Raw genomic sequence first — 22,437 nt, forward strand, 5'->3', positions numbered from 1 at the left:
CGCGCCCCAGAAACGCCTATTTCAACGGTGTCTCGGCCGCTTCAAAACGCAGCAGGGGGTTGCCTTGCGCATCGCGCAACAACAGCTGCGTGCCCTGCTGGCGAAAGCTCGCCACGCCTTCCAGTGCAGTAAAAAAGCGCGTTTCCAGCGCTGCGCTGTCCAGGCAGAGCGCAATGTTGGACACCGCCCGGCCAAAGTACAGCTGCGCGCCGTCCAGGGCGTAGTCGGTCAGGAAGCGGTTGCAGCCCCCAAACCCCGTGGCGCGCGCCTCGTCCGTCTGCAGCACCAGGTGCGGCGGCGTGCCGCCTTCTGCCGCGCGCGGCACTGCCTCTTCTTCTATCGAGACAAGGCGCCAGTGCGTGAGGGCCAGGGGCACACCCGCGTCGGCCACAGCTGCCAACGGTGGCTGGCGCCGCAGCTGCACATCCACATGGCGATAGGCGGCGTCCTGCGGCACGGGATGGCGCGCCTGGGTGGCCAACAGCAGGCGGCCGTCCAGGGTCACGGTGGCGCGGACCTCGTAGCGCCCCTTGGGCAAAAAACGCACCGTGGGGTAGGGGATTTGCAGCGCATAGGGCGGCTGGCCTGCGGGCTCGCGGCGCTGGCGGCCCAGCACCACCGGGGGCGCTTCGGGCTGGCTCACGTCCAACAGCGTGGCCTCAAAGACTGCCTCGGGGGGCAGCACCACACGTTCGCGCGACAAGGCCACGCCGGTGACCACCGCATCGGGCTGCGGGGGGCGCGTGCCACAGCCAGCAACCAGCAGGGACAAGGCCGCAGCCGTCAGCAGCAGGCGCGGGGGAACCTTGGTAGTCAGAGCCCTGCTCCCTCGGGGATCGGACCACGCTCGGGGCATCGACAACATCAGCCCTCCCGCGCCAGCCCAAGGGCAAAGGTCAGCTCAACACCACGCTCGACAGCCGGCGGCGGTAGGTGGCGACCACCGGGTCGTCGGGCGGGATCTGGCCATCGGCCACCTTGACCTTGGGCGGCTCGATGATCTCGAGGATGGCCACATAGGTCTTGCGGGCGAGTTCTTCGCTCCAGGCCTTGTCGCGCATCAGGATTTCGAGCAGTTCGTCCATCGCCTCGGTCCAGCGCTGGTGGGCCATGAGCCAGCGGGCGCGGGCGTAGCGGGTGTCAAAGTCGCGCTTGTTGGCGGCGATTTTTGCATCAAAATCGGCCCCAGCGCTTTCTCCATAAGCGCTAACAGCTACAAAATCGATAGCATCCATCCAAGCTTTGAGCGCACCCAGCTTGCGCGAGCCCGGGGCCTTGGCGATCACCGGCGCAAAGGCCACCTTGGCGTCGTCCTCGCGGCCCAGTTGCAGCAGCAGCTTGACGTAGTCGAAGCGCGCGTCATCGTTGGCAGGATCGGTCACCACCGCGTGCTGCAGTTTTTCCAGCGCGGTGTCGGTGTCGCCGTCGGCCAGGGCCTCCAGCGCCTCCTCTTCCTCGGCCTCGGCCACCAGTTCGTCGGCGGAGGGCACGTGTTTGTCGAGGAAAGCGCGCACCTGGCCTTCGGGCAGCGCGCCCATGAAGCCGTCTACCGGCTGGCCGTTCATGAGCAGGACACAGGTGGGGATGCTGCGGATGCCGAACATGCCCGCCAGTTGCTGCTCCTGGTCGGAGTCGATTTTGACGAGCTTGAAGCGGCCGGCGTATTCGGTTTCGAGTTTTTCCAGCACGGGGCCGAGCGACTTGCAGGGGCCGCACCAGGGCGCCCAGAAGTCCACCAGGACGGGCACATCCATGGAGGAGGCAACGACCTCGGCTTCAAAATTCTCTACGGTGACGTCAATCATGATGGGGGGCCGGGCCAGGCCGGTACAGCGGGTGGATTCGCGCTATTTTGTCCCATCGAAATGCCCGGCCGCCGCGAAGGGGAGCGCAAAAAGTAAAATCGCGGGTTCCACCTACAGCCGTGCAGCGGGCGCAACCCGCTGCCGCGCACCCCCAAACCACATGAAACCCATCCAGATCGGCGTGGTCATGGGCTCCAGCAGCGACTGGGACACCATGCAGCATGCAGTGCAGATTCTTGAACAGTTCGGCATCGCGCACGAGGCCCGCGTGGTCTCGGCCCACCGCATGCCCGACGACATGTTCGCGTACGCCGAAGCGGCTGCCGGCCGGGGCCTCAAGGCCATCATTGCGGGTGCGGGCGGCGCGGCCCACCTGCCCGGCATGATCGCGGCCAAGACCACCGTGCCGGTGCTGGGCGTGCCGGTGGCCAGCCGCCACCTGCAGGGGGTGGATTCGCTGCACAGCATCGTGCAGATGCCCAAGGGCATTCCGGTGGCGACCTTTGCCATCGGCACGGCCGGGGCTGCCAATGCGGCGCTGTTTGCAGTGGCCTTGCTGGCCAACGAAAGCCCGGAGCTGCGCGCGCGGCTGGACGCCTTCCGCGCCGAGCAGACCGAGGTGGCGCGCAACATGACCTTGCCACCTGCATGAACAAGACCCTCACGCTCCACCGCTGCGCGGGTCGCTGCCCTTCGAGAGGGCCGTTTTTTCATCTTGGGGCGGCCCGGTGATGAAAAAATTCACCCACCAGCCTCTTCTGCCCGGTAGCACGCTGGGCGTGCTCGGCGGCGGCCAGCTGGGCCGCATGTTTGTGCATCAGGCCCAAGCCATGGGCTACTTCACGGCGGTGCTCGATGCCGACCCCGACAGCCCTGCCGGCCTGGTGAGCCACCACCACATCCAGACCGGCTACGAAGACCCGGCGGGCCTGGCCGAGCTGGCCCGCGTGTCGGACGCGGTGACCACCGAGTTCGAGAACGTGCCCGCCACTGCACTGGCCACGCTGGCCGGCGAGCGCCCGGTCTCGCCCACAGCCAGCGCCGTGTCGGTGGCGCAGGACCGCGCGCGGGAGAAGGCGCACTTTGTCGGCTGCGGCGTGCCCTGCGCGCCGTATGCCGTGATCGAGACGGCGGAGCAGTTGCAAGCCATCTCCCTCGACCTGCTTCCGGGAATATTGAAAACCGCCCGCATGGGCTACGACGGCAAGGGCCAGGTGCGCGTGAAGACCGCCGCCGAGCTCGCAGCTGCGTGGGATGCCGTGGGCAAAGTCCCTTGCGTGCTCGAGAAAATGCTGCCGCTGGCGCTCGAATGCTCGGTGATCGTCGCGCGCGGTGCCGATGGCGTGGCGGTGCACCTGCCCGTGCAGCGCAACCTGCACCGTGACGGCATCCTGGCTGTGACGGAGGTCTATGAACAAAATCTGCCTCCAGCGCTTGCCACACAAGCGGTAGCCGCTGCGAAATCTGTAGCAGAAGGCCTGCAATACGTCGGCGTGCTGTGTGTGGAGTTTTTTGTGCTGCAGGACGGCAGCCTGGTGGTCAACGAGATCGCCCCACGCCCGCACAACAGCGGCCACTACAGCCAGAACGCCTGCGACGTGTCGCAGTTTGAGCTGCAGGTGCGCACCATGGCCGGCCTGCCGCTGACGCAGCCGCGTCAACACAGCCCGGCCGTGATGCTCAACCTGCTGGGCGACCTGTGGTTTGCACAAGGCGATATGCAGCAGACCCCGCGCTGGGCCGACGTGCTGGCCCTTCCCGGCACCCACCTGCACCTGTACGGCAAGCGGGACGCGAAGCGCGGCCGCAAGATGGGCCACCTGAACATCACCGCGGCCACGCCCGAGACGGCGCGCGCCACTGCCCTGCAGGCTGCCGCGCTGCTGGGCATCGCGCCTTTCTGAGCAAGCCATGATTCTGGACGGCAAAGAGCCCGGATCCATCGCCACCGCCGCCCGCGCCGTGCGCAGCGGCGCGCTGCTGGGCCTGCCCACCGAGACGGTGTACGGCCTGGCGGCAGACGCCAGCAGCGATGCCGCCGTGGCGCAGATTTTTGCCGCCAAGGGGCGCCCCAGCGACCACCCGCTGATCGTGCATGTGGCCAACGCCGAGGGCATCCGGCACTTTGCCAGCGATGTACCGGCATTTGCCCAGGCCCTGGTCGACGCGTTCTGGCCCGGCCCGCTCACGCTCATCCTTCCGCGCCTGCCCGGTGTGGCCAACGCCGCCACGGGCGGCCAAGGCAGCGTGGGCCTGCGCTGCCCGGCCCACCCCGTGGCGCATGCCCTGCTGGTGGCTTGCGCCGCCCCCGGCGACAGCGCCGAGCTGGGCGGCCCGCCCGTGTGGGGTGTGGCAGCCCCCAGCGCCAACCGCTTTGGCCGCGTGAGCCCCACCACGGCGCAGCATGTGCAGGATGAGCTCGGTGCCGACCTGCTGGTGCTTGACGGCGGCCCCTGCGCGGTGGGCATTGAAAGCACCATCGTGGACTGCACACGCGGCGTGCCCGTGCTGCTGCGCCCGGGCGCCATCACGCGCGAGCAGATTGCGGCCGCGTGCGGCACCGCGCCGCTGTCTAAAGAAGACCTGCCCGACCACACACCCCGCGCCTCTGGCACGCTGGAAGCGCACTATGCCCCCGCCGCCAAGGTGCGCTTGATGGACGCCAAGGCCTTGCAGACGGGGCTGGACCTCCTGGGCTCGGAAGCCGCCAACATCGCGGTGTACGCACGGGCCATCCTGCGTACCAAGTCGTCCAGGCTGGTCATGCGCCGCATGCCGGACGACGCGGCCGCCACGGCGCAGCAGCTTTTTGCAGTGCTGCGCGGCTTTGACGATGACGGCGTGAAGCTGATCTGGATCGAAACCCCGCCACCTGACCCCGACTGGGAAGGCGTGCGCGACCGCCTGCAGCGCGCCGCCGCGGCCTGAGCCAGGGGCGGGGCCAGGGCCGCTTTACATGGCTTGACCTGGCGCCGCTAAACTACCCCTCACTTTTCTGGAGAAATATACATGGCAGCAAATTGGATGCGCCGCACCGTACTGGTCGCCGCATGTGCGTCGGCCGCGTTGCTTGCGGCTTGCGGTTCCAGCACCACCGAATCGGCCATCACGCCGGAACGATTCATTGCGTTTGGTGACGCCAACAGCGACATCGGGCAAAAGGGCTCGCGCTACACCGTCAACGACGGCAGCGTGAACAACTGGACCCTGCAAGTCGCTGCCAACTACGGCAAGCCCCTCGCGGCCGCCTCGGCAGGTGGCAAGAGCTATGCCGTGGGCAACGCCCGCGTCAAGGCCAAGCCCGATGCCGCGGGCAACACCAGCACGGCCACCATCACCGAGCAGATCGACACCTTCCTGGCCAGCAATACCTTTGGCGCCAGCGATGTGGTCTTCATCAGCGGCGGCATCAGCGATGTGATTGCTGGCATGGCCGCCGTACAGGCCGGTACGCAGACAGAAGCCGCCATGGTGGCCGCCTCCCGCCAAGCCGGTGAAGACTTGGCGGCCCAAGTGCGCCGCCTGGTGACCGCCGGGGCCAAGTACGTGGTGGTCACAGGCACCTACGACCTGAGCAAGACGCCCTGGGCCAAGACCATCAACCGCGAAGCCCTGCTGACCAACGCCAGCAGCCGCTTCAACGATGGCCTGCTGGTGAACATCGTGGACCTGGGCGCAAATGTCCTGTACATCGACTCGGCGTACTACGTGAACCTGTACACCGGCGTGCCCGCCAACTACGGCTTCAACAACGCCACGGCGCCGGTTTGCACTTCGGTCGATGCGTCGAACGGCATCGGCATCGGCGCGGGCCAGGTCAACTCGGCCCTGTGCAATACCTCCACTCTCGTGTCGGGCGCCAGCCAGAACTCGTTTGTGTTTGCCGACCCGGTCTACCTCACGCCGTCGGCGCAGCGGCAGTTCGGTACCTACGCTTACGACCGCCTGCGCGCGCGCTGGTAATTCGCCGCCGACTCTGGTGTCAAGCTGCCGCCCCGTGATGGGACCGGTGGCCCCACAAAAAAGCCGACCCTGGGGTCGGCTTTTTGCTTGGGGGGCTTGCCTTACTTGACCGTATCGAAGACGGCCCGGGCCTGCGCGTGGCAGAAGGGCGGCTCGTAGGTGCCGTGGTAGGAACCGTAGTACGTGGCGAACGCCGCAGAGGTCGGGTCCGTGGGCGCAGCGCCACCGGTTCCGAACGTGGCCTGAATGGCAGCGTCCACATCCACCGACGTCACGTTGGTCAGGCCGCGGCTGTCGAAGTCGGCCTTCATGACTTGCTGGTGGATGGCTGGGGGAACGGTCGGGTCACCGGCGCCGCCACACAACAGCACGCGTGCCTTGGGGTTCCAGCCCAGCAGGTCGTTCTTTTTGGCGGCCAGGTACAGCGGGTGGGTGGTGCTGGTCTGGGAGCCGGTGATGAAGTCGGACTGGAACAGCGCATCGCGCGCCTGGTTGGGCGTGCCCGCCGGCAAGGTGCCCGACGTGAGCAGCGTGGTGTAGTTCAGCGTAGGGTTGGGCAGCAGGTTCTCGATGTAGCCCGAATACGGCGCCTTGAAGACCTGCTTTACGTCCGTGTAGACGTCGCCGTACACCTTCTGCCATGAGGTGACCAGGTAGGGCACAAAGAACTGCACGCCGGCAATCGCGTTGGGAATGCGCAGCGATCCCGACAAGTTGTACGGGCCCGCCAAGTGGGCGCCTGCAACCACATTGAATTCACTGCCGTAGTCGCGCTCTGCCGCGCGCTGTGCCGCCATCGACGAATGCCCGCCCTGCGAGTAGCCCGTGAACATGACCTTGCCCGACAGGCTGGCGCCCACCGTGCCCGCCGCATTGCGGGCTGCGCGCACGGAATCGATCACTGACGTGGCTTCGGAATCGGCATGCAGGTAGGGGTGGTAGCTGTAGCCGGACTTGGCAAAACCCAGGTAGTCGGTGGCCACCACGGCATAACCCTGGGCGGCGTACATCGCAGCCAGCAAGAAGGTTTCGCTGTCTTGCGGGTTGGCCAGGGTGCGGGGCTTTTGCACGTCGGTGCCCTTGGCATAGGCAATGAGCGGTGCGGCGGCGGCCGCGCAGCTGCCGGCGGGCACGAGCATCACGCCCGAGGCATTGGTGTTCTCGCCACCCTTGGCGCCCACGGTGGCGTAGTTCAACGAGACCACCTTCACGTCGCATTTGGCCTTGCCACTGATGGCCTGCAGGCCACTGCTGTTGGTTCCCGCATCGATCTGCGCCGCGGTCAGCGTGGTGAGCACCGCAGGCGGGTCAATCAACGCGCCGCGATCGGGGTCGTCAGAGCCCCCGCAGGCAACAAGCAGGACCGCAGCGGCGGCAACACAGGTAAGGCGGAAATACGTCATGGATGGATACCTCAGGTCGTAAAGAACGACGCATCGTGCGCGCACCTGCACTGCAGCAGCATTGGGGATAACGAGAGCCCCACCGCGCACCGGTGACACCTAGGCGACAGAGCCGCGCCGGGCCTGAAGCGCCGCCGTTCAGCGTGGGCCGCGCGCCCCGTAGATGACCTTCATCCCCAAAATCGTGCCGGCCAGGGCCAGCGTGATGGCATTGGCCGCCACGATGGGCCAGGCCCCGAGCGCCAGCCCGTAGGCCAGCCACAGCGCAACGCCCAGAGTGAACACGCTGTACATGCCCAGCGAGATGCCGCCCACGTCGCGGGTGCGGAAGGTGTGCAAGGCCTGCGGCACAAAGCTGCAGGTGGTGAGGGCGGCGGCTAGGTAGCCGATGAGATCGTGAAGGGTCATGGCAGGGGTCAACAGGGCCAGGGCACATGCCCACGGCAGAGAGAAGTGAAAACCAGCGGGTACCGGACCAGGCCGTTCATTGGTCGCGCGCGGTCCAGTCGACCAGGCTGTCCAGCACCGGCCGCGCAGCGCCGGCATTGGCATGGTTGACCACGGCCACCAGCACATAGCGCCGGCCGCTGGCGGCATGCACGTAGCCGGCCACCGCCATCACATCGCGCAGGCTGCCGGTCTTGAGGTGGGCCGCGGCGCGGCTTTGGGTGCGCCGGAGCGTGCCGTCCACGCCCGAGATGGGCAGCGAGGCGACCAAGTCCGGCATCACGGGCGACTGCCAGGCCACCTGCAGCATGCGGGCCAGTGCCTGCGCCGTCAGCCGCGCATCGCGGCTCAGCCCGGCGCCGTTGTCGGCCTGGGGCAGCTCGGCGTCGCCCATGCGCGTGAGCCACCACTGGCGCAGGGCTTCGCGCGCGCCGTCGAACGTGGCCACGCCATTCTTCTGCAGCGCCAAGGTCAGGAAGACGTGCTGCGCCATCACGTTGTTGCTGTACTTGTTCACGTCGCGCACCACCTCTGCCAGCGCTGGTGACGTAGCCACAAACGCGGGCTTGAGCCCGGGGGGCACCTTGCCATCGCGCACGCTGCCGGTGAGCTTGCCGCCGAGCTCGCGCCACATGCCTTCGACCGCACGCGCCGCAAAGCCGCGCGGGTCGGCCGCTGCCACGGGCCACACACGCTCGCCACAGGTCGCCGGGTACACGCCTTGGAAAACCACCTTGGTGGGGTCTGCCAGTTCGGCGCGCAGGGCGCCGCGCCAGTCGCCACATTCGGCGCCGGACGCAGCCAGCGCCACCGTGGCCTGGCGCTGCACGCCGGCCAACGGCGGGTCGTACTGGATGCGCGCCAGCCCGGCAGGCACATCGGGCACAAAGGTCATCACCGACGACTTGTAGTTGAGCAGCAGCGCATCGGGCGACGCGTTGTAGGGACGCAGGGGCTCGCCGTCGAAGCGCGCCGGGTCGTGCTCAGGCACGTCGAAGGCCGTGCGATCCAGCACGATATCGCCCACGATCACCTGGATCCCCTGGGCCTGCAGGCGCCGCATGAGCAGCCACAGCCGCTCCATCACCAGCTTGGGGTCGCCCTGGCCCTGGATGTAGACGTTGCCGCGCAGGCTGCCGTCCTGCACCGTGCCCTGCACGTACACCGGGGTGTTCCAGACATAGGCGGGGCCCAGTTGCTCCAGCGCGGCATAAGTGGTCACCAGCTTCATCACCGAGGCGGGGTTCACAGCCACCTGGGCACGGTGCGCCAGCCGCGCCTGCGCCCTGCCGCCCTGGGCGTCCACCACCATCACGGCCAGCGCTTCGCGCGGAATCTTGGCCCGCGCCAAGGCCGCGTCGACCTCTGGCGGCAGCGGCGTCTGGGCCGCTGCAGGGCCGTTCTGGGCCCACCCAGCGCCGGGCACACCCGCCCAGCTGGCACACACCACAGCCGCCACCAGGGCGCCACGCACCGCCGGGCGACGCCAGAAATCGTTAAGAACACTCAGCATGTCGGGAGTCTATCGTCCGGCCCAACCCCATTGCCCACCGCAGCATCCAGCAGGTTCGCGCGAGCGACGCGCCCTTGACGGCCCGGCTCCCGGCGGCACCGATAATCCCCGGATGCGTTTTTCTCCCCGTGCCGCGGGCCTGCTGGCGGCTGTCGTGACCGTCACCATCTGGACAGGCTTCATCGTCATTGCCCGCGCCTCGGCGCAGCGCACCCTCACCCCGTTTGACATCGCGCTCTTGCGCATCGTTGGCGCCAGCCTGGTGCTGCTGCCCTGGGGCTGGTGGATCGTGCGGCGCCGCGCGGCGGCCCTGGGCGCTGCGGCGCCGGCCTCCAGCCTGGCAGGCATCTCCCCGCTGCCCTGGCGCACCACGGCGCTGCTCGGCACGTTTGGCGGGCTGCTCTACGCGATGCTGGCCTATGCGGGCTTTTTCCATGCGCCGGCCACCCACGCAGCCGTGCTCATGCCCGGCAGCCTGCCGTTATGGACCGCACTGCTGGCCGCCGTGCTGCTGCGCGACAACATCACGCCGCTGCGTGCCGCCGGGCTGGCGCTGATCGTGGCGGGCGACCTGCTCGTGGGCGGCAGCAGCCTGCTGGCCGCCTTCTCGGGCGGAGATGTATGGAAGGGGGATCTGCTCTTCATGGCGGCAGCGGCCTGCTGGGCCACCTACAGCGTGATGGCCCGCCGCCACGCGGTGGATGCGGTGCAGGCCACCATCGCGATCACCGCGTTTGCGTTCTTGGTCTACGTGCCGTCGTATGCGCTGCTCGCGGGCCTGGGCGCCGTCGCCAGCCGCCTCACGCTGGCGCCGTGGAACGAGATCCTGTTCCAGATGGTGTTCCAGGGCGGTGGTTCGGTGGTGATCTCGGGCATCGCCTTCACGCGCATGATCCAGCACTTCGGCCCGGTGCGTTCGACCATGATCACGGCGCTGGTGCCGGGGCTTTCGGCCATTGGCGCGGTGATCTTTTTGGAGGAGCCGATGCACTGGAACCTGGTGGCCGGGCTGCTGCTGGTGACGGCGGGTATCCTGCTGGGCGTGCTGCGCAAAGCCCCGCCGGCGCCGGCCACCCTGCCCACATCGGCGCCCAGCCGCACCACCCCGTGATCCAAACCGACCCGCCTTCCCACACCCGCGCCACGTACTCCCGCCCATGAACCTGCTTGCCTTCGACACCAGCACCGACACCCTGTCCATCGCCGTGCAGCGCGGCGGTGATGCCGTGCTGCTGCACCAGGGCCCCGGCGGGGCGCAGGCCTCCGCCACGTTGATCCCTGCGGTGCGCAGCCTGATGGCGCAAGCGGGCATCACCTTCGACACCTTGGATGCGGTGGTCTTTGGCCGCGGGCCGGGCTCGTTCACCGGCCTGCGCACGGCCTGCGCCGTGGCGCAGGGCCTCGCTTTTGGCGCGCGCGGGGGCCAAGGCGTGCCGGTACTGCCCGTCGACACCTTGCTGGCCGTGGCCGAGGAGGCCCGCGTGCAACATGGCTGCACCCAGGTCGTCGCCGTGCTGGATGCGCGCATGAACGAGGTCTACCACGCGCAGTGCGAATGGATCCCCGCCGAGGCACGCTGGCACACCGACGCAGACTTTGGCCTGGGCGCCCCGGAAACCGTGCAGCCGCCCCCGGGCTGGACCGTGGCCGGCAACGCCCGCACGCCCTACGGCGAGCGGCTGGCCCCGGCCGCAGCGCATGTCGTGGCCCTGCCCACGGCAGCTGCGCTGCTGCGTTTGGCCCCGGCGCTGCTGGCTGCGGGTGGCGGGGTGGCTGCCAGTGATGCGCTGCCGCGCTACATCCGCGATAAAGTGGCGCAAACCACGGCCGAGCGCGCCGCCCAGCGCGCTGCCTCTGCACCATGAGCGCCCAGCCCAGCAACCCCAACCCCGATGCGCCTGAGGCGCGCTTTGAACACCTCACGCTGGCGCGGCTGGATGCCGTGCTGGCGGTGGAACAGCAGGCCTACACGCACCCCTGGACGCGGGGCAATTTCACCGACGCCTTGGCCTCGGGCTACCAGGCCCAGGTGCTGATGGCTGGCGACCACCTGCTGGGCTACTTCGTGGCAATGCTGGGCGTCGACGAGGTGCACCTGCTCAACATCACCGTGACCCCCGCATACCAGCGCCAGGGCTGGGCGCGTGTGCTGCTCGACGCGCTGGCCCTCTGGTCCCGCGGGCGCGGAGCCCAATGGCTGTGGCTGGAGGTGCGCACCAGCAACCAACGCGCCCAGCAGATCTACCAGGTCCACGGTTTTCGCCGCGTGGGCGAGCGCAAGCGCTACTACCCCGCCGCCGATGGCCAGCGCGAAGACGCGGTGGTCATGAGCTTTGCGCTATGAACCCGGCCATCTCCCGGCCCCATCTTCTTATGAGTCTTCACCTCGATGCGCGGCAGCGCGCCATGCTGCAGGAAATGGGCGTCACCGTCTGGGGCCCGCCAGAGCCTGCAGAAGTTGCACCGCCCCGGGCAGGCAGCACGGCCGCTGCGCAGGCTGCGCCGGTGGGCGCGGCGCCGGCGCCGTCCACACAGGTCACCGCCGCTGTGCCACAACCGGCCAGCCCTGCGGCCGCCCCTGTGGCCTCCGGCGCCCGGGCTTCGGCGCAACCACCTGCCCCCGCCGCAGGTGCTGCCGCGGGCACCATGGCGGCGGCGCCCGCGTTGCGGATGCACCCTGCGCAGGCACTCTACGCACAGGCCGATCCCGGCAAGACGCCGACCGAGCTGGGCGCTGGCTGGCTCATCGTCACCGAAAGCACGACCCCCGCCGATCCGCTCTCCGGCGACGCGGGCAAGCTGCTCGACAACATGCTGCGCGCCATGCAGCTGCACAAACATCCCCGGGTGTTTGTTGCTGCGCTGGAGCGCGCTCCCGCTGGCACGGCTGGCACCGCCGGCAGTGACAGCATCCCCGACGACCTGGCCGCAATCGTTGCCCAGCTCCAGCCTGCCATGGTGCTGGTGCTCGGCCATGTCGCCGCGCGCGCGGCGCTAGGCCGCACCGAACCGCTGGGCCGCCTGCGGGCGGAGATGCACCAGCTGGCTGGTTGCCCGGCCGTGGTCACCTACGACCCGGCCTTTCTGCTGCGCTCGCAGGACGTCAAGGCCGCCGCCTGGGCTGACCTGTGCCGGGCGCTCGCCACCGTGCGCGCCGGCCAAGGGGGCTGACCCCGCGGTGTTCCCGCTAGGGCACCGGGCAACTACCGTGTCCGCAGGGCAATGAAGCTGCCGCCCCCGAGTGCGCGGCCCGTGAGCGTTGGCTGCGCAGGGACGACATTCGTCAAATGACCAGCGCTTGCGCGCCCTCCACAGGGGGGCCCATGCCCCTTCAGTACGGAGCGTCATCTCCCCGCCGGGGTTGAAAACCGCACTGCCGGTGGTCCCGCCAGCCCTGTGTCCGGTGCCATAATCCGCCGCTTGCCGAATTTTTCGGCACGTTTGTATTTGTGTATTTGACTTACGGAGAAAGCTCCTTGGAAACCTACCCCAGTTGGTAGCTTTCAGCTCCCCGGCCTGCCGTGGGGTTTGAAAGCACCCCATGCCCCCCCACCGCAGATGCCACATAACAAGGGAGTGAGCCCATGCTCAACATCTTTTCGCTCGCCAATGGCCGGCTGGTCCAGGAAGAAATCGAATCCCTGGAAGAGCTGACCCGCTTCCAGCCGATCTGGGTGGACCTGGAAGCCCCCACCCTCGAAGAAAAACGCTGGATCAAGCAGCACTACGGCCTGTCCATCCCCGAGGATGCGATGGACGAGGACATCGAGGAATCCGCCCGCTTCTACGAGGAAGACAACGGCGAGCTGCACATCCGCAGCGACTTCTTGATCGACGACGATGAAGACCCCCGCTCGGTGCGCGTGGCCTTCATCCTGAACCAGCACAACGCCAACCTCAAGAGCCGTGGCGTGCTGTTTTCCATCCACGACGAAGACGTGCCCGTGTTCCGTCTCTTGCGCATGCGCGCGCGTCGCGCCCCGGGGCTGATCGAAGACGCCAAGGAAGTGCTGCTCAAGCTGTTCGACGCCGACGCGGAATATTCGGCCGACACGCTCGAGAACATCTATGACGAGCTCGAAAAGGTGAGCAAGCAGGTGCTGGCCGGCGACGTGACCGACGCCCTGGCCGGCGAGGTGCTGGGCGCCATCGCGCGCCAGGAAGACTTGAACGGGCGCATCCGCCGCAATGTGATGGACACCCGCCGCGCGGTGAGCTTCATGATGCGCAGCAAGATGCTCAACTCCGACCAGTTCGAGGAGGCCCGCCAGATCCTGCGCGACATCGAGTCGCTGGACAACCACACGGCGTTCCTGTTCGACAAGATCAACTTCTTGATGGACGCTACGGTCGGTTTCATCAACATCAACCAGAACAAGATCATCAAGATCTTCTCGGTGGCCAGCGTGGCGCTGCTGCCGCCCACGCTGATTGCGAGCGTGTACGGCATGAATATGAAGTTCCCCGAGCTCGAACTGCTGGGGCCAGCGGCTTATCCGTATGTGATCGGGCTCATGCTGGCCAGTGCACTTGGGCCCATGTGGTACTTCCGCAAGCGGGGCTGGTTGAAGTAGCCCCCCTGTGGCGCTGCGCGCCTTCCCCCTGAGGGGGACGCCTCCAGCGGCCCGGCGGAGCCGGTTCCGCGGTGGCGCTGGGATTGGGGCGCGCCGGTTTCTACGGACGGTTGGCGATGGGCTCCACAAGTCTTGGGCAGAGTCGCGGGATAAACCGTCCAGGGCAAAGCCTGAAACGTCATGGGACCATGTGGCTGGCCAGTGGGCCGGGCGCCTGAATTGGCTGCGTTGCCCGGCCCCTCGGCAATTCTGGTCGAGCCGTTGCTCTTTTGGTAGCCCTTCGGCCGGCCCGTGGTGACACGCCTGGCCTGGGGCGATCAAAATAGAGCCAAATTGGCCTCTAGCGCTTATCTATCAAGCGCTGACAGCTACACATTTCATAGCATTCGTAGCAAACCCAGCACCATGTGCTCCGCATACCGGCTGGCCACGGTCTGCACGAACAGGGAGAAGTCCACGTGGGCGGTGTCGTCGGCGCGGTCGGAGATGGTGCGCACGGCGGCAAAGGGCAGGCCGTAGTCGTGGCAGACCTGGGCGACGGCGGCGCCTTCCATTTCGACCGCCAGGATGTCGTGGCCGGCTTCGCGCAAGGTGCTGCGCAGGCGGTGCACTTCTTCTGCGCCGGACACGAACCGGTCGCCGCTGGCAATCAGGCCGTGGTGGACGCAGCGCGCTGCGCGCACGTGGCCAAAAGCCGGCCCACCAGAAGCAGGCCGCGCCTCGGATTTCAAGCCAAATTGGCCTCCAGCGCTTGATATACATGCACTAGCTGCTTCCAAAATCAGAGCAGACAGTGCGCCATCACAAACAAGGCGGCTGCGGCCATAGCCCGGGACCTCCCAGCACGGGAACAGGGGCGATGCGTCCATGTCGTGCTGGATGTAGTCCTGGGCTACCACCACGTCGCCCACATTCACCCCATCACCCACTCCACCCGCCACGCCGGTGAACACGATGCGCGCGACGCCAAAGCGCTCGATGAGGGCCGTGGCCGTGGTGGCCGCGGCCACCTTGCCGATGCCCGAAAGCGCCAGCACCACCGGCCGGCCCTGCAGCCCGCCCGACCAGAAAGCGCGGCCCGCGTGCACTACGCGCTGGGGGTTTGCCAGGTGCTGGATCAGCGAGCTTTGCTCTTCAGGCAGGGCACTGAGGATGGCGGTGGTCATGCAAACGGTTCTCCAAAAACACGAAGGCGGCCGAAGCCGCCTGCGATCATGAGCGGGGCGTCCGCCCCAGCCCATGGCTACTTCTTGTCGCGCAGCTCGCGGCGCAGGATCTTGCCCACGGGCGTCTTGGGCAGCTCGGTGCGGAACTCAATCACGCGGGGCTGCTTGTAGCCGGTGAGTTCGGCGCGGCAGAACTCCTTGACCTGGGCTTCGGTGAGCGCCGGGTCCTTCTTCACGATGACAAGCTTCACGGCCTCGCCAGTCTTCTCGTCAGGCACGCCGACCACCGCGCATTCGAGCACGCCGGGCATTTGTGCCACTACGTCCTCGACCTCGTTCGGGTACACGTTGAAGCCCGAGACCAGCACCATGTCCTTCTTGCGGTCCACGACCTTGAAGTAGCCGCGTGCGTCCATCACGCCGATGTCGCCGGACTTGAAGTAGCCGTCCTCGGTCATAACCTTGGCGGTTTCATCGGGGCGCTGCCAGTAGCCCGCCATGACCTGCGGGCCCTTGATGGCGATCTCGCCGGGCTGGCCGAGGGTGGTGACTTCGCGGCCTTCGTCGTCCAGCAGCTTCATGTACGTGCCGGGGATGGGCACGCCGATGGTACCGGTGTACTCGGTGCTGGTGGTCGGGTTGCAGCTGGCCGAGGGGCTGGTCTCCGACAGGCCGTAGCCTTCGCAGATGGGGCAGCCGGTCTTCTCCAGCCACAGCTTGGCCACGGCGCCCTGCACGGCCATGCCGCCGCCCACGGACACCTTGAGGTTCTTCCAGTTGACGGTGTTGAAGTCCGGGTGGTTCGCCAGGCCGTTGAACAGCGTGTTCACGGCCGGGAAGCTGTGGAAAGTGTGCTTGGACAGCTCTTTGAGCACCGCGGGCAGGTCGCGCGGATTGGGGATCAGGATGGTCTTGCCGCCGGTGCGCATGCTCAGCATCATGTTCACGGTGAACGCGAAGATGTGATACAGCGGCAGCGCGCAAATGCTGGTGGGCTGCTCGCCGGCAGGCACCTTCTTCATCACGGGGTCGTTCCAGGCTTCGGACTGCAGCACGTTGGCGATCACATTGCGGTGCAGCAGCACGGCACCCTTGCTCACGCCCGTGGTGCCGCCGGTGTACTGCAGCAGCGCGATGTCGTCGGGCTTGATGTCGGGCTTTTTCAGCGTGCCGCGCGTGCCCTGGGCCACGGCGTCGTTGAAGCGCACGGCGCCCGGCAGGTTGTATGCCGGCACCATCTTCTTGACGTTGCGCACCACGTAGTTGACGAGCGCACCCTTGAGCAGGCCCAGCTGATCGCCCATGGCGCACAGCACCACGTGCTTGACCGGCGTATTGGCGATGCAGTTTTGCAGCGTGGTCGCAAAGTTTTCGATGATGACGATGGCTTTGGCGCCCGAATCCTTGAGCTGGTGCTCCAGCTCGCGCGGGGTGTACAAAGGGTTCACGTTGACCACCACAAACCCAGCACGCAGGATGGCCGCCACCGTGACGGGGTACTGCGGCACGTTAGGCATCATGATTGCGACCCGGTCACCCTTGACCAGGCCCAGGCCTTGCAGGTAAGCCGCAAACGCACTGGAGAGCGAGTCGGTCTGGGCATAGGTCACGTCCTTGCCCATGAAGCTGTAAGCCACGCGGTCGGCGTACTTGGAGAACGCCTCGTTCATGAGGGCCACGAGGGACGGGTATTGCGAGGGGTCGATGTCTGCGGGGACGCCTTGCGGATAGGCGGCCAGCCAGGGGCGGTCGGTCATGGTGCGTGTCTCTCCAAACTCTTCTGAACGGAATGCAATGAAACCCCGGCATTGTCCCTGCCGGTGTGGGTCCGTGGATGTGTGGTTTCCCTAGGGATAACCTGCACAAACCTGGCGTGTCGGTGGTGGGGCGAATCAGGATGGGCCACAAGGCGCTTTTGCAGACGACAGCCTGGCTCTTAGCTATCGGCTAGTGGCAACAAAAGCACCGCAGTGGACCGCCCGAGCGCGCCGTCACGGACCGCAGGGATTCATTCGTGCAGGCCACCCGAGCGCGGTAGGCTCTGTGGGGCGCCTTACCGAGGGGGGCGGGAAACCGGGGTTCGTTTACTCGATGGCCTTGCCGATGTCCTCGACAACCTTCTTGGCGTCGCCGAAGACCATCATGGTCTTGTCCATATAGAACAGCTCGTTGTCCAGGCCGGCATAGCCCGCCGCCATGGAGCGCTTGTTCACGATCACCGTCTTGGCCTTGTAGGCCTCCAGGATAGGCATGCCGTAGATGGGGCTGCCCTTGGTGTGCGCGGCGGGGTTCACCACGTCATTGGCACCGAGAATGATGGCCACGTCGGCCTGGCCGAACTCGCCGTTGATGTCTTCCATCTCGAACACCTGGTCGTAAGGCACTTCGGCCTCGGCCAGCAGCACGTTCATGTGGCCGGGCATGCGGCCCGCCACGGGGTGGATGGCGTACTTGACGGTGATGCCCTTTTCAGTGAGCTTGGCTGCGAGTTCTTTGACGGCATGCTGGGCGCGTGCCACGGCCAGGCCATAACCGGGCACGATGACGACTGTCTCGGCGTTGCCCAGCACGAAGGCCGCATCGTCCGCGCTGCCGGTCTTGACGGGGCGCTGCTCGGTAGAGCCCGTCGCCGCACTGGTCGCGTCGCCGCCGAACCCGCCCAGGATCACGTTGAAGAACGACCGGTTCATCGCCTTGCACATGATGTAACTCAGGATCGCGCCCGAGCTTCCCACCAGTGAGCCGGCAATGATCAGCATTGAGTTGTTGAGCGAGAAGCCAATGCCCGCCGCCGCCCAGCCCGAGTAGCTGTTGAGCATCGACACCACCACCGGCATGTCGGCCCCGCCGATGGGGATGATGATGAGCACGCCGAGCACAAACGACAGTGCCAGCATCGCGAAGAACGCCGTCCAGTTCTCGGTGAACATGAACACCAGGCCCAGCCCCACTGTCGCTAAGCCAAGCACGAGGTTGAGCATGTGTTGCCCGGCAAACTGCACCGGCGCGCCCTGGAACAGGCGGAATTTGTACTTGCCCGAGAGCTTGCCAAACGCAATGACCGAACCGCTGAACGTGATGGCACCGATGGCGGCACCGAGGAACAACTCCAGCCGGTTGCCTGCCGGAATAGGCTGGCCCTTGGCCACGATCTGAAAAGCCCAGGGCTCGGCCACGGCGGCAATCGCAATGAAGACTGCGGCGAGACCAATCATGCTGTGCATGAAGGCCACGAGCTCAGGCATCTTGGTCATCTCGACCCGGTTGGCCATGAAGGCGCCCGAGGCGCCACCGACCACGAGCGCAGCCAGCACGTAGACCATGCCTTGCGCCTTGCCACCCGACAGCTCCACGATGAGTGCGGCGGTGGTGATGATGGCGATCCCCATGCCGATCATCCCGAAGAGGTTGCCGCGGATGGACGTGGTGGGATGCGAGAGCCCCTTGAGCGCCTGGATGAAACAGACGCTGGCCACCAGGTACAGCAGCGTGACAAGGTTCATGCTCATGCTTGGCCTCCTTCAGCCTGGGGGGCTGCCTTCTTCTCTTTTTTCTTGAACATCTCGAGCATCCGGCGCGTCACAAGGAAGCCGCCGAACACGTTGACCGCCGCCAGTGCCACCGCCAGCACCCCCATGGTTTTGCCCAGCGTGGTTTCGGTGAGGGCCGCGGCCAGCATGGCGCCTACGATCACGATGGCCGAAATCGCATTCGTCACGGCCATCAGCGGCGTGTGCAGGGCCGGCGTCACCGTCCACACCACGTGGTAGCCCACGTAGATCGCGAGCACGAAGATGATCAGGTTGATGAGGGTCGGGGAGACGGCGTCCATGAAGAGTCCTTCGTTCAGTGCGTTTCAGGAAGACCAGGGGCCAGAAGACGCGTTCTTCTTGGCAAAGTAGGCGCTCACCGCGTCGATGAGCTGCTGCTGGGCGGCGTTGATGGGTGGCTCCACCATTGCAGCGCCGCGCATCACGGCTTGCAGCGTCTGCACGTGGTAGTCGGTGAATTTGTCGGCACTGCGCTCTAGCAATGCAGGCAACTCGCGCACATCCAGGGCCCGGCTGCGCAGCAGGTGCGCGCTGGCCAGCCAGAGGCTGCCCGCGTCCGATTCGCTCAGCTTTAGATGCTCTTGCAACAGGGCCTGGACGCCGGACTTTTGCTGGACCGTGATGGCACCGGTGGTTTGCACCGTGGCCAGGGCCAGCACCGCCACGACGTCGACCGGGTGATCCAGCGCATACAGCGGCGGCGTCTGCACCTTCTTGCGCCAGGCTCTGCGGTGGAAAAAGGTCAGGGGATTGAGCCATCCCACATCAATGCCGAAGCGGCGCAGTGCCTCCATCGCCATCGTGAATGTGATCACCAGCCCCAGAATCTGCAGAACGACACCCATATTGAAAGCTCCAGTCGGGACGGTGTGGCTCGGATCAGTTCGGCACGGCGAAAGGAAATGGCGGAACAGCAAAGAAGCCGTCGACCATGCCGGTGCTCAGCCGGGCCGCCTCAGCCACCTTGTGGCTCCACTCCTGAGCGGGGTAGCCTGCACGCAGAAACTCCTCGTTGTTGCTGGTCTTGGGCCGCAGCAGGCGCTGGTCGACCATGGCGTTGACCTCGACGTACGAGCCGCCTTGCGTCGCAAAGCGATAGTTCAGGTGCGAATAAGGCTGCTGCAGCGTTGCCTTGTGCTCCGCCATCCAGCGCACCACGCCGGGATGGTTTTTCTCCATCCAGTCGGCGTTGTTGGCCCAGCGTTTGAATCGCAGGCAGTCGATGCGTACCGGGCTGCCCGCCGTGGTGTCTTCCACCGTCATACCTTGCTGAAGAGGGCAGCTGCCCGTCCAGAGCGTGGGGTCGCGCGGAATGTCCGTGCGGTTGGTCTGCACCAGCATCACTGCCAGCAATTCGCGCTTGTCGCCGCGCAGTGCCACAGCGCGCGTCTGCAGTGGAAAGGCCCCAGGCAGTGGGTGCAGAGGGAAAGCTTCGTTCGTTGCGCCCAGGTCCTCCCACGCCACAGAGGGCAGCACCACCCGCGTGCGGCCGGCGCTGTACTCGGCGGGGCCCGCCGGAATGGGCGCGCAGCCGCTGACGGCGAATACGCCACAGGCGGCCAGCAGCCATGCAGCATGGCGCTCTTTGGCAGACAACATCTTTTGCAAATTCTTCAGCAGACTCATGCGCGCTTTACCGTGCCCTCGTGCGCCATGAGGCAGGCGGCAACGATGTCGTCCTGCAGGTCCATGTGCAGGGCACCTTCCTTATTGATGATAAGTTTGAGAAAGTCGAGCACGTTGCGCGCATACAGCGACGACGCATCGGCCGCGACCAGCGCGGGCAGGTTGGTTTCCCCGACCAGCGTCACGCCGTGCTTGACGACTGTTTGGCCCGCTTCGGTGAGCGGGCAGTTGCCCCCTTGCGGGGCGGCGATATCAACGATGACGGACCCGGCCTTCATCGACTTGACCATGTCCTCGGTCACGAGCACTGGCGCAGCACGGCCGGGGATCAGCGCGGTGGTGATGACTACGTCAGCCTGGGCCACGCGCTTGGCAACTTCTGCCTTCTGACGGTCCAGCCAGCTTTGCGGCATGGGGCGGGCGTACCCGCCCACGCCTTCGGCGGCGTCTTTTTCTTCCTGCGTTTCGTACGGCACGTCGATGAACTTGCCGCCCAGCGATTCGACCTGCTCCTTGACGCTGGGGCGAACGTCTGAGGCCTCGATCACCGCGCCCAGGCGCTTGGCCGTGGCGATGGCCTGCAGACCCGCGACACCCACCCCCAGGATCACCACGCGCGCGGCCTTGACGGTTCCGGCTGCGGTCATGAGCATGGGGAAGAAGCGCTGGTAGCGGTCTGCCGCAATCATCACGGCCTTGTAACCCGCGATGTTGGCTTGCGAAGACAACACGTCCATGCTTTGGGCGCGCGTGGTGCGGGGGGCGGCTTCCAGCGCATAGGCCGTGACGCCGGCCGTGGCCAGCCGCTGCAGGCCCACGGCGTCAAAGGGGTTGAGCATGCCCACCACCGTGGACCCTCCGCGCAAGCGCGGGGCTTCCGCCTCCGAAGGGCAACGGACCTTGAGCACCAGATCGGCACCCCAGGCGCCAGAAGCATCGGAAATCTCGGCGCCGGCCGCCTCGTAGGCGGCATCGGTCACGCTGGCGGCAACACCTGCGCCTGACTCGATGCGCAGGGTGTGGCCCTGCGCCTTCAGCTTCTTGACCGTCTCGGGCGTCACGGAGACCCGGGTCTCTCCTGCCATCGATTCCGCAGGCACACCAATCAGCATGTCATCTCCTCGGGAGGGGGTCAGTGGAATTACTTACTGACCGCGAGCTTACATGAAGAATTTCTCATGACTGTCGCCTTTGTCTGATGTAGAGGGAACTCCCCAGGTTGGAAATGAATCTCGGCCCGCAAAAAAAGCCCGGCGCGCATTGCACAGCCGGGCTTGCATCAACAGGCGCAGCCTGGCCGCTCAGTGCACCACCTGGGCCAGCGTGCCCGCCGCGTACTGCCGGGCCACGTCCTGCAGGCTGTGGCCTTTGATCTTGGCGCCCTGGCCTTCGCAGCCGAACTCGAGGTAACGTTGCTTGCACACGGCCTTGGCAGCTTCGCGTGCGGGCTTGAGCCATTCGCGCGCGTCGAACTTGTCGGGGTTCTCGGCCAGGAATTTGCGCACCGCACCGGTCATGGCCAGGCGGATGTCGGTGTCGATGTTGATCTTGCGCACGCCGAACTTGATGGCTTCCTGGATCTCCTCGACCGGCACGCCGTAGGTTTCCTTCATCTTGCCGCCGTACTGGTTGATGATGGCCAGCAGCTCGGCAGGTACCGACGACGACCCGTGCATCACCAGGTGGGTGTTGGGAATGCGCTGATGGATTTCCTTCACGCGGCTGATGGCGAGGATGTCGCCCGTGGGCTTGCGGCTGAACTTGTAGGCGCCGTGGCTGGTGCCGATGGCAATCGCCAGGGCATCGAGCTGGGTGGCCTTGACGAAAGTGGCGGCCTCTTCGGGGTCGGTCAGCATCTGGCTGTGGTCGAGCTTCACGTCGGCGCCGATGCCGTCTTCCTCGCCGGCTTCACCGGTTTCGAGGTTGCCCAGGCAGCCCAGCTCGCCCTCCACCGTCACGCCGACCTTGTGGGCCATCTCCACGACCTTGCGGGTCACTTCCACGTTGTATTCGAAGGACGAAGGCGTCTTGCCGTCTTCCATCAGCGAGCCGTCCATCATCACGGAACCGAAGCCCAGGTCGATGGCGCCCGCGCAGATCTTGGGCGAGGTGCCGTGGTCCTGGTGCATCACAAGCGGGATGTGCGGGAAGGCTTCGACCGCCGCCTGAATCAGGTGCTTGATGAACGGCTCGCCCGCGTACTTGCGCGCACCGGCGCTGGCTTGCAGGATGACCGGTGCGCCCACTTCATCGGCGGCGGCCATCACGGCCTGGACCTGTTCCAGGTTGTTGACGTTGAAGGCAGGGATGCCGTAGCTGTGGGCGGCGGCATGGTCGAGCAGTTCGCGCATCGAAACGAGGGGCATGGTCGTGGTGTCCGTTGAGAGTG

General features: G+C 66.4%; 22 protein-coding genes. 9 read left to right on the forward strand and 13 right to left on the reverse strand.

The features are described from left to right. Positions 1-16 precede the first annotated feature (16 nt). Together ACSQ3Q_RS22935 and trxA are read right to left on the reverse strand one after the other, a co-directional pair. Positions 17-772, reverse strand: coding sequence for an META domain-containing protein (locus tag ACSQ3Q_RS22935; RefSeq protein ID WP_436136607.1), 756 nt, complete (start codon positions 770-772; stop codon positions 17-19). Positions 773-896: 124 nt separating this feature from the next. Next, positions 897-1,805: a thioredoxin gene (trxA, locus tag ACSQ3Q_RS22940; RefSeq protein ID WP_436136608.1), complete on the reverse strand. Its 909-nt coding sequence runs from the start codon at positions 1,803-1,805 to the stop codon at positions 897-899. 160 nt (positions 1,806-1,965) lie between these two features. Here trxA and purE point away from each other — a divergent pair, with 160 nt between their 5' ends. The 4 genes from purE (at position 1,966) to ACSQ3Q_RS22960 (ending at position 5,768) form a co-directional block, all read left to right on the forward strand. Continuing rightward, complete coding sequence (gene purE, locus ACSQ3Q_RS22945) at positions 1,966-2,457, forward strand: 5-(carboxyamino)imidazole ribonucleotide mutase (protein WP_436136609.1); 492 nt, start codon at positions 1,966-1,968, stop codon at positions 2,455-2,457. 79 nt (positions 2,458-2,536) lie between these two features. Further along, entirely contained in the window at positions 2,537-3,709 is a 1,173-nt protein-coding gene (locus ACSQ3Q_RS22950) for a 5-(carboxyamino)imidazole ribonucleotide synthase (protein ID WP_436136610.1), read from the forward strand. Between the two features lie 7 nt (positions 3,710-3,716). Next, a complete protein-coding gene (locus ACSQ3Q_RS22955) occupies positions 3,717-4,733 on the forward strand; it encodes an L-threonylcarbamoyladenylate synthase (protein ID WP_436136611.1) in 1,017 nt (338 codons plus the stop codon). A gap of 81 nt (positions 4,734-4,814) precedes the next feature. Next, positions 4,815-5,768, forward strand: coding sequence for an SGNH/GDSL hydrolase family protein (locus tag ACSQ3Q_RS22960; RefSeq protein ID WP_436136612.1), 954 nt, complete (start codon positions 4,815-4,817; stop codon positions 5,766-5,768). Between the two features lie 101 nt (positions 5,769-5,869). On the opposite strand, the gene ACSQ3Q_RS22965 is transcribed toward ACSQ3Q_RS22960, so the two are convergent. The 3 genes from ACSQ3Q_RS22965 to dacB form a co-directional block, all read right to left on the reverse strand. Then, entirely contained in the window at positions 5,870-7,171 is a 1,302-nt protein-coding gene (locus ACSQ3Q_RS22965; protein ID WP_436136613.1) for a lipase family protein, read from the reverse strand. A 138-nt stretch (positions 7,172-7,309) separates the two neighbouring features. Beyond that, positions 7,310-7,579: a SemiSWEET transporter gene (locus ACSQ3Q_RS22970; protein ID WP_436136614.1), complete on the reverse strand. Its 270-nt coding sequence runs from the start codon at positions 7,577-7,579 to the stop codon at positions 7,310-7,312. A gap of 76 nt (positions 7,580-7,655) precedes the next feature. Next, positions 7,656-9,131: a D-alanyl-D-alanine carboxypeptidase/D-alanyl-D-alanine endopeptidase gene (dacB, locus tag ACSQ3Q_RS22975; protein ID WP_436136615.1), complete on the reverse strand. Its 1,476-nt coding sequence runs from the start codon at positions 9,129-9,131 to the stop codon at positions 7,656-7,658. 112 nt (positions 9,132-9,243) lie between these two features. Between dacB and ACSQ3Q_RS22980 the strand changes: the two genes are divergently transcribed. The 5 genes from ACSQ3Q_RS22980 (at position 9,244) to corA (ending at position 13,705) form a co-directional block, all read left to right on the forward strand. Beyond that, complete coding sequence (locus tag ACSQ3Q_RS22980) at positions 9,244-10,242, forward strand: DMT family transporter (RefSeq protein WP_436136616.1); 999 nt, start codon at positions 9,244-9,246, stop codon at positions 10,240-10,242. Between the two features lie 46 nt (positions 10,243-10,288). After that, positions 10,289-10,996, forward strand: a complete 708-nt coding sequence (gene tsaB / locus ACSQ3Q_RS22985; RefSeq protein WP_436136617.1) for a tRNA (adenosine(37)-N6)-threonylcarbamoyltransferase complex dimerization subunit type 1 TsaB — start codon at positions 10,289-10,291, stop codon at positions 10,994-10,996. Beyond that, positions 10,993-11,475, forward strand: a complete 483-nt coding sequence (gene rimI / locus ACSQ3Q_RS22990) for a ribosomal protein S18-alanine N-acetyltransferase (RefSeq protein ID WP_436136618.1) — start codon at positions 10,993-10,995, stop codon at positions 11,473-11,475. The genes tsaB and rimI overlap by 4 nt, the downstream gene beginning before the upstream one ends. Before the next feature lie 29 nt (positions 11,476-11,504). Further along, a complete protein-coding gene (locus ACSQ3Q_RS22995) occupies positions 11,505-12,302 on the forward strand; it encodes a uracil-DNA glycosylase family protein (protein WP_436136619.1) in 798 nt (265 codons plus the stop codon). 413 nt (positions 12,303-12,715) lie between these two features. Beyond that, positions 12,716-13,705 (forward strand): magnesium/cobalt transporter CorA, encoded by a 990-nt coding sequence (corA, locus tag ACSQ3Q_RS23000; RefSeq protein ID WP_056166718.1) that lies wholly within the window; start codon positions 12,716-12,718, stop codon positions 13,703-13,705. 377 nt (positions 13,706-14,082) lie between these two features. Here corA and ACSQ3Q_RS23005 read toward each other — a convergent pair whose 3' ends face one another. The 8 genes from ACSQ3Q_RS23005 to fba all read right to left on the reverse strand — a co-directional run bounded on the left by ACSQ3Q_RS23005 (position 14,083) and on the right by fba (position 22,414). Then, positions 14,083-14,871 carry a 5'-methylthioadenosine/adenosylhomocysteine nucleosidase gene (locus tag ACSQ3Q_RS23005; protein ID WP_436136620.1) on the reverse strand — a complete coding sequence of 263 codons (789 nt, stop codon included), beginning with the start codon at positions 14,869-14,871 and terminating at the stop codon, positions 14,083-14,085. Positions 14,872-14,948: 77 nt separating this feature from the next. Continuing rightward, the gene (locus tag ACSQ3Q_RS23010) at positions 14,949-16,628 is read right to left on the reverse strand and encodes a long-chain-fatty-acid--CoA ligase (protein ID WP_436136621.1); all 1,680 of its coding nucleotides are present in this window, start codon (positions 16,626-16,628) and stop codon (positions 14,949-14,951) included. A gap of 327 nt (positions 16,629-16,955) precedes the next feature. Then, complete coding sequence (locus ACSQ3Q_RS23015; RefSeq protein WP_436136622.1) at positions 16,956-18,380, reverse strand: NAD(P)(+) transhydrogenase (Re/Si-specific) subunit beta; 1,425 nt, start codon at positions 18,378-18,380, stop codon at positions 16,956-16,958. Then, positions 18,377-18,703 (reverse strand): NAD(P) transhydrogenase subunit alpha, encoded by a 327-nt coding sequence (locus ACSQ3Q_RS23020; protein ID WP_436136623.1) that lies wholly within the window; start codon positions 18,701-18,703, stop codon positions 18,377-18,379. The genes ACSQ3Q_RS23015 and ACSQ3Q_RS23020 overlap by 4 nt, the downstream gene beginning before the upstream one ends. A gap of 24 nt (positions 18,704-18,727) precedes the next feature. Continuing rightward, entirely contained in the window at positions 18,728-19,267 is a 540-nt protein-coding gene (locus tag ACSQ3Q_RS23025) for a phenylacetic acid degradation protein (RefSeq protein WP_436136624.1), read from the reverse strand. A 34-nt stretch (positions 19,268-19,301) separates the two neighbouring features. Next, entirely contained in the window at positions 19,302-20,048 is a 747-nt protein-coding gene (locus ACSQ3Q_RS23030; RefSeq protein ID WP_436136625.1) for a hypothetical protein, read from the reverse strand. After that, positions 20,045-21,160: a Re/Si-specific NAD(P)(+) transhydrogenase subunit alpha gene (locus ACSQ3Q_RS23035; RefSeq protein ID WP_436136626.1), complete on the reverse strand. Its 1,116-nt coding sequence runs from the start codon at positions 21,158-21,160 to the stop codon at positions 20,045-20,047. Before ACSQ3Q_RS23035 ends, ACSQ3Q_RS23030 begins: the two co-directional genes overlap by 4 nt. A gap of 189 nt (positions 21,161-21,349) precedes the next feature. Then, positions 21,350-22,414 (reverse strand): class II fructose-bisphosphate aldolase, encoded by a 1,065-nt coding sequence (gene fba / locus ACSQ3Q_RS23040; RefSeq protein ID WP_436136627.1) that lies wholly within the window; start codon positions 22,412-22,414, stop codon positions 21,350-21,352. Positions 22,415-22,437 lie beyond the last annotated feature (23 nt).

It is taken from the genome of Acidovorax sp. LjRoot129 (genome assembly GCF_964253765.1).
Lineage (GTDB): Bacteria > Pseudomonadota > Gammaproteobacteria > Burkholderiales > Burkholderiaceae_C > Acidovorax.